The organism is Cysteiniphilum litorale (assembly GCF_003428165.1).
GTDB classification, from domain to species: domain Bacteria; phylum Pseudomonadota; class Gammaproteobacteria; order Francisellales; family Francisellaceae; genus Caedibacter; species Caedibacter litoralis.
In genome coordinates this window covers 35,222-44,254 of record NZ_QLIQ01000025.1, presented here as the reverse complement: position 1 = coordinate 44,254, position 9,033 = coordinate 35,222, and the positions used below count along the sequence as shown (strand labels likewise).

12 protein-coding genes are annotated in these 9,033 nt (G+C 39.4%); 3 read left to right on the top strand and 9 right to left on the bottom strand.

The genetic code is table 11. The features are described 5' to 3' along the window. Positions 1–124 precede the first annotated feature (124 nt). Both DNJ75_RS10155 and DNJ75_RS10150 read right to left on the bottom strand, forming a co-directional pair. Positions 125–334, bottom strand: coding sequence for an AAA family ATPase (locus tag DNJ75_RS10155; protein ID WP_117003343.1), 210 nt, complete (start codon positions 332–334; stop codon positions 125–127). 52 nt (positions 335–386) lie between these two features. Beyond that, a complete protein-coding gene (locus DNJ75_RS10150) occupies positions 387–1,592 on the bottom strand; it encodes a sensor histidine kinase (protein WP_117003342.1) in 1,206 nt (401 codons plus the stop codon). Positions 1,593–1,818: 226 nt separating this feature from the next. Between DNJ75_RS10150 and glpD the strand changes: the two genes are divergently transcribed. Beyond that, positions 1,819–3,399: a glycerol-3-phosphate dehydrogenase gene (gene glpD, locus DNJ75_RS10145; protein WP_117003341.1), complete on the top strand. Its 1,581-nt coding sequence runs from the start codon at positions 1,819–1,821 to the stop codon at positions 3,397–3,399. Continuing rightward, positions 3,400–4,638, top strand: a complete 1,239-nt coding sequence (locus DNJ75_RS10140) for a pyridoxal phosphate-dependent aminotransferase (RefSeq protein ID WP_117003340.1) — start codon at positions 3,400–3,402, stop codon at positions 4,636–4,638. A 15-nt stretch (positions 4,639–4,653) separates the two neighbouring features. On the opposite strand, the gene DNJ75_RS10135 is transcribed toward DNJ75_RS10140, so the two are convergent. The 3 genes from DNJ75_RS10135 to DNJ75_RS10125 form a co-directional block, all read right to left on the bottom strand. Next, complete coding sequence (locus DNJ75_RS10135) at positions 4,654–5,481, bottom strand: mechanosensitive ion channel family protein (RefSeq protein ID WP_157968299.1); 828 nt, start codon at positions 5,479–5,481, stop codon at positions 4,654–4,656. A gap of 64 nt (positions 5,482–5,545) precedes the next feature. Beyond that, positions 5,546–5,956 carry a Holliday junction resolvase RuvX gene (gene ruvX, locus DNJ75_RS10130; RefSeq protein ID WP_117003338.1) on the bottom strand — a complete coding sequence of 137 codons (411 nt, stop codon included), beginning with the start codon at positions 5,954–5,956 and terminating at the stop codon, positions 5,546–5,548. Then, positions 5,949–6,113, bottom strand: coding sequence for a YqgE/AlgH family protein (locus DNJ75_RS10125; protein WP_157968298.1), 165 nt, complete (start codon positions 6,111–6,113; stop codon positions 5,949–5,951). Before DNJ75_RS10125 ends, ruvX begins: the two co-directional genes overlap by 8 nt. Positions 6,114–6,118: 5 nt before the next feature. Between DNJ75_RS10125 and mutT the strand changes: the two genes are divergently transcribed. Then, on the top strand, positions 6,119–6,523 hold the full coding sequence (gene mutT, locus DNJ75_RS10120) for an 8-oxo-dGTP diphosphatase MutT (RefSeq protein WP_157968297.1): 405 nt from the start codon (positions 6,119–6,121) through the stop codon (positions 6,521–6,523). 203 nt (positions 6,524–6,726) lie between these two features. Here the strand turns inward: mutT and DNJ75_RS10115 are convergent, their stop codons facing one another. From DNJ75_RS10115 to DNJ75_RS10100, 4 genes are all read right to left on the bottom strand, one after another. Beyond that, entirely contained in the window at positions 6,727–7,059 is a 333-nt protein-coding gene (locus tag DNJ75_RS10115; protein ID WP_117003336.1) for a type II toxin-antitoxin system PemK/MazF family toxin, read from the bottom strand. Next, the gene (locus DNJ75_RS10110; RefSeq protein ID WP_117003335.1) at positions 7,047–7,283 is read right to left on the bottom strand and encodes an AbrB/MazE/SpoVT family DNA-binding domain-containing protein; all 237 of its coding nucleotides are present in this window, start codon (positions 7,281–7,283) and stop codon (positions 7,047–7,049) included. The genes DNJ75_RS10115 and DNJ75_RS10110 overlap by 13 nt, the downstream gene beginning before the upstream one ends. Before the next feature lie 172 nt (positions 7,284–7,455). Then, positions 7,456–8,547, bottom strand: a complete 1,092-nt coding sequence (locus tag DNJ75_RS10105; protein ID WP_117003334.1) for a DSD1 family PLP-dependent enzyme — start codon at positions 8,545–8,547, stop codon at positions 7,456–7,458. Between the two features lie 24 nt (positions 8,548–8,571). After that, on the bottom strand, positions 8,572–9,027 hold the full coding sequence (locus tag DNJ75_RS10100; RefSeq protein WP_117003333.1) for a YcgN family cysteine cluster protein: 456 nt from the start codon (positions 9,025–9,027) through the stop codon (positions 8,572–8,574). Between the last annotated feature and the right edge of the window lie 6 nt (positions 9,028–9,033).

The window sequence follows — 9,033 nt, the reverse complement described above, 5'->3', positions numbered from 1 at the left end:
ACATTGAGCTGTTGGTGGTCGTGTTATTGCTCTTGTCATGCTTGGTTAAAGCCTATCAACATCCATTTTTGGTAAGTATACAGGGGAACTAGCACATAATCACGCTGTCATCAATGCGTAAGTCCTACAATGATTTATTTCCTTCAAAAAGTGCTTTCAATGTATTAATTGTCAGACTTTTGCCAAAGCGGCGTGGACGCGATAAAAAATAGTATTTTCCAGAGCTTACCAAGTTGGCAATATGCTTTGTTTTATCAATGTAGATCGCATTATTCTCTCTGATTTCTTGGAGCGTTGAATAGCCAATAGGCAATTGTTTGTAAGGTCTGGTCATAAGACACAACATCAGGTGCTTGGAGCTTATTCAGTAGTGTAGCAAATGCCCTTTATAAAGGTGAAGTATTTTCTTCAGTGGCAATTAATTTCACCGCAATACATAGACCTTGCTCATTAGATGTTGCCGAGATTTCACCTTTATGTAGTTCAATAATTTTCTTGCAAATGGTAAGCCCCAAACCGTGTCCTTGACTGTTTTGCTCGCTATGTAAGTTTTTATAGTGTGCGAGAAAAAGCTTATCGATTTTATCTTGAGGGACACCAGGTCCTGTGTCTTGAAAACGTATCACTAACCTGTTTTGTACTACATCACAGTCAATGCTGCAATGCTTGGCATATTTAATCGCGTTATTGGTGATATTGCTAAAGGCGCGATAGAGTAGCGTCTCATTGCCGTGCACAATATAGTCTTGTGTTGTGTTGATGCTGATTTTTTGAGGGTGTTGCTGTTTAAGGCGCATGAAAATCGTATTGATCTTAAAGCTCGTATCTTGGGTGCTTTCTTGATAGTAACTCACAGTAGCTTTAATAAGCTCATCAATCTCATCTAAATCAGCCGGCACTTGATCAAGCTCATACTCTGTTTGTAAACGTACTTTGGCGCGCGCTAGCGGTGTTTTGATATCATGAAAAAGAGTGGCAAGAATCATGGTTCGCTCAGCGATAAGGTCTTTGACTTTTTGCTCTAAGGCGTGCTTGGTTTTGCCAAGGAATGATCTGTTGTTATTACCATTGCCAAGTTCATAAATGGATTGTCTAAATAGTTTTAAGCCGCTATAGATAATTAAATAAATGATCATAAACATAAAAATAAAACGCAATATAATGGCAATGATAACCACTGGATCAATCCAAGGGTTGTGGGGCTTGAAGTTGAAAAATACCCATTTATCAGCATTTGGATAGTATTGATCAAAGGAGAGTTGTTTGTGTGCTTTAAAATACTCAATCATCTGATCATAGGTATGTAGCTCTGGGTGATCACTGATATGCGAATGTGCTTCAATAGATACTGAGTTTCGAGTAATTTGTTCATAAGTTTGAATGGCAAGCTCAAGCTCACTGGCATCGAGCTTTACCATGGCGTCACGGATAGCGATTAAATCTTTAATCACGCGATAATGATGTTTTTGATCGATGACATCTTTATATAAGCTTTTAATCATCAGTGTGCTTTGGATAACCAGCACGATGCAAGCACTTATAAAAATACATAGCATCCAGATTGAATAACGCTGTTTTGAGTTTTTCATCATTCTTCCTACTTAATCCTGCTCACAATTTCCCAGTGACTATGACCGTGCACAGTATAACAAAATTTTAGCAAGGTTTAGCAAAGTTGATACAATTATATCCCGTTTGTAAATGATTGTGCAGAAGGGTGTGCGGGCTTAGGCTTAAAGCAATAAAGGCTGTAAAATAGACCGTGGTGAGTATACAATAGCAAACTGCGTATTCAACCTAAACGGTGAAAATAAAGTCATGCAAGCACAAGAAAAGCAAGAAAAGCAGGAAAAGAATGTTATTCATACCGATATTTTGGTAATCGGTGGCGGGGTTAATGGTACAGGGGTGGCTGTTGATGCCGCATTAAGAGGTTTAGATGTTACATTATGTGAAGCAAAAGACTTTGCTTCAGCGACATCATCGGCCAGTAGTAAGCTTGTGCATGGCGGGTTACGTTATCTAGAACAGTATGAGTTTAAGCTCGTCAAAGAGGCCTTAAAAGAGCGTGAAGTATTACTCAAGAAAGCGCCACACATTATCCACCCTTTGCGTTTTGTTTTGCCGCATGCCAGGCACTTGCGTCCGGTGTGGATGATTCGTATTGGTATGTTTTTATATGATTTTCTCGCGGGTAAGATGTCATTGAAAAAGTCGCAAAAGATATCATTAGTGAACACGTTAGAAGGTGAGAATCTGATTGATGATTTCAGTGTTGGTTTTGCCTATTCTGATTGTCGAATTGATGATGCGCGCATGACGATGCTTAATGCACAACAGGCCAAAGCGCATGGCGCTAAAATCTTGATGCCATATCAATGTGTCGAGGTGAAAAAGGTGAAAAAGCTAAAAGAGGTGAAGAAGGCAGAAAATAGCTGGCAAGCGAAACTTGTAAATGACAAAGGTGATGAAGTAATTGTGCTTGCTAAAGCCGTTGTTAATGCCGCAGGACCTTGGGTTGCGGATGTTATTCATGACGTGTTAGAAACGAGTTCTAAATCGGCAGTGCGCCTGATCAAAGGCAGTCATATTGTCGTGCCTAAGTTGTACGAGGGTGATCATGCCTATATCCTGCAAAATGCCGATGGTCGGATTGTCTTTGCGCTACCATATGGTTTCACCAGTGAACATGATAATGAATTTACCTTGATTGGCACGACGGATGTTAATTATCAAGGTGATCCACGCGATATTGCCATTAGTCAGGAAGAAACTGATTATTTGTGTCAACTGATCAATGGTTATTTCAAAAGCAAAATTGCACCAAAAGATATTATTTGGAGCTATGCTGGTGTGCGTCCATTGTATGATGATCATGCTAAGGATCCGTCTAAAATCACGCGTGAATATCATCTAGAGCTTGAAGATGATCAGGGTGAATTACCGGTATTATCAATCTTTGGTGGTAAGATTACGACGTATCGCACTTTATCCAAACATGTTGTTGATAAGTTAATTCCTTTTTTCCCAGAAATGAGGGCGTGTACAACGGATAAAGTGGCAACACCAGGCGGTGAGGCAAGCTCATTTGCTGAGATTTTGATGAAGCTAAATGCCGCTTATCCATGGCTTCAAGACAAACACAGTTATCGCTTGGCATCATCATATGGTATGCAAAGTATTGATGTGTTAAAAGATGCAACATCCTATGATGATCTAGGTATATGTTTTGGTTATAACCTTTACCAAAAAGAGGTTGAATATTTGATTGAACATGAATGGGTGCGTGATATTGATGCATTATTATGGCGTCGCAGTAAGCTTGGGTTATGGCTGAAAAAAGATGAAGTAGCGCAATTGACACAATGGTTAGAAAAGCATTTAAACAAAGGAAATTAAATGGAAAGCAGTTTTAAAAAAGTCCCGAAAACTGGAGTGATTTATGTTATGTCCAAGGCGCAAGCGCATGGTTTTTATTATGGTAATCCTGAGTGGTCTAATTTAGGGCAGGGCGCACCTGAAACCGGAGATATGCCAGAGAGTCCTGCGCGTTTAAAAGATATTTCATTAGATCAAATTTCAGCTGAGTATAGCCCTGTCGCAGGTGATGTTGAGCTTAGAAAAGCAGTGGCTGAGCTATATAACCAGCGTTATCGCTTTGATAAAAAATCACAATATACTTACGAAAATGTCGCCATTTCGTCGGGCGGTCGCTCAGCGCTTTGTCGGATCGCTGCGACGATGAATAATATTAATCTTGGGCATTTCCTGCCAGATTACACTGCTTACGAAGAGTTATTAAATGTCTTTGGTGGCTTTGTGTCGATGCCGGTTTCTTATCGCATTGCTGATGGTTTTAAGCCTGATGTTAATGAGATGGAAAAAGCAATGATTAATATGGGCTTGGGGGCAATGCTGTTATCTAATCCATGTAATCCAACAGGACAGATCATTATTGGTGATGAGTTAAAACAATTGATTGATTCAGCAAAAAAGATTGGTTGTGCGATGATTTTTGATGAGTTTTATTCACATTATTTATATGATCAAAATCAAAAAACATTAAGTGCTGCTGCATATATCAAAGATGTAGAAAAAGACAATATTCTCATTGTCGATGGGTTGACCAAAAACTGGCGATATCCAGGATTACGTATTTCATGGACATTGGGTCCAAAAGAAGTCATTGAGGGTATTGCTTCAGCTGGGTCATTTTTAGACGGTGGCGCGGTACACGCGATACAAAAGGCCGTTGTGCCATTGTTGGATCTTAAACATGCTGATCAAGAAGCGGATTCGATTCAGAGTGAGTTTGTTAAAAAACGTGATTACATGGTATCACGTCTTAAGGAAATGGGCTTTGTGTTATCAAGAGTGCCAGAGGGTGGTTTTTACTGCTTTGCCTCTTTGGAGAACCTGCCAGAGAGTCTTGCTGATGGCATGAAATTTTTCAAAGCTTTATTACAATACAAAGTGATCTGTGTGCCAGGTGAGTTCTTTGATGTCAACCCCGGTCAACGTCGCAAAGTCGTAAATACGCGTTTAAAGAAATATGTGCGTTTAAGCTTTGGACCAAGCTTTGAGGAAATTAAGCTTGGCTTGGATAGAATACAACAGATGTTGAGGGAAGCTGTTTAGTTATTATTGGCTTGGCTATTCTTTTGACATGCTTTTGCGTTGATCAGTTTCTGTCAATGCTTGCAATAAAGAAGTATTAAGGAGCGTTGACAGTGATTTTTTATGTTCAAATAAACATTGATAACTAATAGTGATATCAATAAGCTCTGGTTTATCAATATCCGGCTGCTCATAAAGACTAACTGTTGTTGATGTCAGTGTGTTTAATTGTGACTTATTCAGTGTCTTAAGATAGTTAGTAAGCTCTTTATCTAGCGTGGTTTTCAACTCGGTGATCTTAAGATGTGTATATTGTTGATAAGTCACTTTAAATTGAATTTTACCTTTAAAAGGAACCGCAGGTTGTGAGTAGTTGATAATAATGCCAGTAATGGCGGTTGCATTCGGGATGCGAATGTATTTGCCCTTGGTCTTTTTGTCACTTGGCGGGTATTCGGCTAATGTGTAATATAAAGGTCCCAAGCGATAGACATACCCTTCTTGACCTTGCACTTCGATATAATCCCCCTCACTAAAAAGATCGCGCCACATGATAATAAACGAGCCAATAAAATTCATAATGGTTTCTTTATTGGCAACCACTAAACCCGCACCGACCAAGCCTAATGCTGTGAGAATGTGACTAAAATCACTGATCCATATTTTAACCAAGCAAAAGACAAAAATGGCAATCAATAGATAACGGAGGCGGGAAAGCTTGCGTTTAAGCTTGGTTGTGTTATCAATTTTCCGTGTAAAATACCACCGCAAAAACCGATATAAAAAATACATCAATAGCGCAATAGCGATGCTTTGTATTGAGCCAATAATTAAGTGATGTGAGAGAAAGCTATAAATCGTCACACTAAACTCCATGTTGTAGATATGCTCAACAGTATAGATCAGAAATAAACTTGCTGTAAGTGATTTAACTCTGCTCGTTCATCCAAGTCTCCAAAATAACACAAGCGGCAAATGCATCGACTTTAAGGTGGCGGTTAGATTTGTTTTGTACTTCCTCTAGGCGCCAACGCGCCTCACGCGTTGAGAAGGTTTCTGAGATTAAATGCACGGGCTTTTGATATCTAAGCTCAACCTTTTGTGCAAAGGCACGTGCTTCTTCAGTGATCTTCGTTTCTTGATCTTTAGCATCAATCGGAAGTCCCACAATAATATCACTAGGGCGCCATTGTTTAATAATCTTATCAAGCTCATGCCATTCAGGTTCGCCTTGTTTGGCGGCAATGGTTGCAATGGGTGTAGCAGTTTTAGTAATCATCTGCCCACTGGCAATCCCTATGCGTGACTTGCCATAATCAAGTCCGATTAATTTAAGCATGACCAAATCCCATAAAGCTCATGGCACCCTTATCATTATCTTCGTACATGACAATGACAGAACGTTCAAATGCATTATCTTGCAAATTAGGCATGGCAATTAGAAATTGCTTTGTTAAGCTATGCGACATGTTTGATTTATTTAAGTGTTTGTTCATTAGCGATGATTTTAATCAAAGTTGCTGTTGGAGTCATATTAAATGACCAAAAAAATCAAGTTTTTTTAACTAGGCGTAAATCTACTCAGGATTTAGCCGGACTTTGGGAGTTCCCAGGCGGCAAACTTGAAGCGAGTGAGGCGCCACATGCTGCACTTAAGCGCGAGCTTAAAGAAGAGGTTGGCATTGATGTCACGAAGTTTGAACCATTGTTGGTTAAGGCGCATCACTATCAACATAAATCCGTTGAGCTTCACTGTTTTGTGATCATGCAATATCAAGGAGAGATTGCGCCTCAAGAAGGGCAAGAGGGGAAATGGGTGAGTGTTGATAAGCTCAATGCCGAAATTATGCCTGAAGCAAATCAAGAGATTATTAATGTACTTAGACACTGGAGTTACGCACTTTAGAAAAAACTATGATTTTATAAACACCCCGTCAGCCTACGGCTGCCACCCCTCTTGCAAAGAGGGGAATTAGGCAAGGGTTATTTTATATTCCCCTCTTTGCAAGAGGGGTGCCGAGCTTGCGAGGTGGGGTGTTGAAATGGAAAAAGTCCGTAACTCCAGTTAGACAGTATCTATTAAGTAAAGTCATTCATTCAGGCGCTTGATTATTTACTAAATATTTCAGCAAGAACGCTGTAAATATTGCGATGAAATCTAGTTTCAAGCAAGCCCATATTCTTTTTCAGACGGATTTTGTCAATTGTTCTAATTTGATCAAGTGCGACTTCACCTGTTTTTGCTTGATGCTCTATTTGAACACGTGTAGGCCAGCCGCGTAATGAAGTTGTCATTGGTGCAACAATCACTGTGTTTAAATGATTATTCATAACATCAGGTGATATTACCAAAACAGGTCTAAAACCTGATTGTTCGCTGCCTTTGGTTGGATCCAGATCAACACCCCAGACACTAAATCGCTTGATAGCTACCATTGCCATTCGTTCTCATCAAAATCATTATTGCTTAGATCATTCAGGTGCAGGGGCTCATGACTTACATTTTGCCATAAATTAGCGTCATTCCAGCTTGATCGTGGCGTCTTGATCACTTTGACAATGTTAATTTCAATAGTGTCGCCAATATGAGCAGATAGCGTTTTTAATTCACTTGCGGGAATGGTTATACCAACACTATTACCAATCGCTCTTAATTTAGTTTGCATATGACTGCTCCTGATGATTGAAGTTATAACAATGTTATAATGTGATGTTTGTTTTGTCAATGTCGGAAATTTATTATGGCTTGATAGAATATTGGTTTATTTTGATGGGCGTATGCAATACGCCCCTACGTGATGATTATGGGCGAATGTATTGCTATGATTGATTTTATGGTTATTGGCTTTTGCCACGCAAATTAATTGACCAGATATCGGTAACAATATCATTTTCTGTAATATAAAACTGATCAAATAAATTAATGGTTGGATCACAATGTGGTACCACCATTTCGATCACGTCTCCAAGCTTAGGTAGCACTTTGCCGGTAACTTTGCCATGCTCATCGCCAAAGTAGTCCCAGTCATAATAAAGATTATCATGACTAATAATCTGTGGTTTGGTAGGATCTTTATAGAGCGCTTTAAGTCCTGCATCAACGGTGACATGTGTATCATGATTAGCACTGATAACTGTGCTTAAAAGCGTCATTGCTGGCAGGAAACTGTTGATTGATTCGATATCGAAATACTCTTTATCCATTACGGTATATGAGCCAGGCTGAATTTCTGTGACGGATTGAATATTACAGTCTATGGCATAAGTGCCCGTACCGGATCCCGTTTGAATAAGGTTTTTAAGTCCTGTTTGTGCTTCAATTTGCGCTTTAATCTCTCCAGTCTTTTTAAGCAGCAATGAAGAAGCCTCTTGGCGTTTGTTATAGTCAGTGATATGTTGAAAATGACCGGCATAGCATTGAATGCCTTTTAAATTCAGGTGTGATAATTCATGGATATGTCGTGCCAGTGCTACAGCATGCTCAAAAGAAACACCTGTGCGTCCAATGCCAGCATCGATATCAACGATAACATTCATATTTTGCTTTAAGTGATTTAAAGCTAATTGGTTTAATTCTTCAGCATTAGCAAATGAATCACAAACAACCATGGTATCTGGTGCCAGTTGGCACACCTTGCTTAGCATATTAAGTTTACTATCTGTAACGACAGGGGAGGTGATCAAAATCCCCGTGATGCCATGCTCAGCCAAAACAAGTGCTTCACTAACCTTGGTGACACATATGCCAATGGCGCCTTGTTGTCTTTGCAATTTGGCAATTTCAGTACATTTATGCGTTTTGGCGTGAGGGCGCACAGATTTGTGATGTTTAAGGGCAAAAGCTTGCATGTCATTGATGTTTTGTACAAGTTTATCTTTATCAATCACAAGGCAGGGTGTGTTTAGTGTTGATTTATGTTGTCCAATCATAATTTAATCCATTTTTTACATTATTTAATCGTAATTAGTAAGCAAATAATCTTCCAAATCGCCACGGACGTCATTCTCAGAAATGGCAAAATCGCAAGCTGAAGCGCTTGCCTTGTGAACGCTGTTTTTATCTTTGGTAATCAATGGATGCCAATCAGGTAAGGTTTTACCATGATAACGGCGCTTATAGGCGCAAGTCTCAGGCAGCCAATGTTGAGCATGCTTTAGGTGATATAAATCCAGTTGCAAACAATCAGGTACCAGTTGTTTGCGCTTGGAGTAATTTGTGCATTGGCAGGTGCTGCAATCTAAAAGCTTGCAGGCAACTTTGGTGTAATAGATCTCATCGGTTTCATCATCTTGAAGTTTATGTAGACAACATAAACCACAGCCATCGCAAAGCGCTTCCCATTCAGCATCATTTAATGCTTTTAATGGATATAAGTGCCAGAAATTATCACGTAAAGACTTAGAAGGCATAATTTT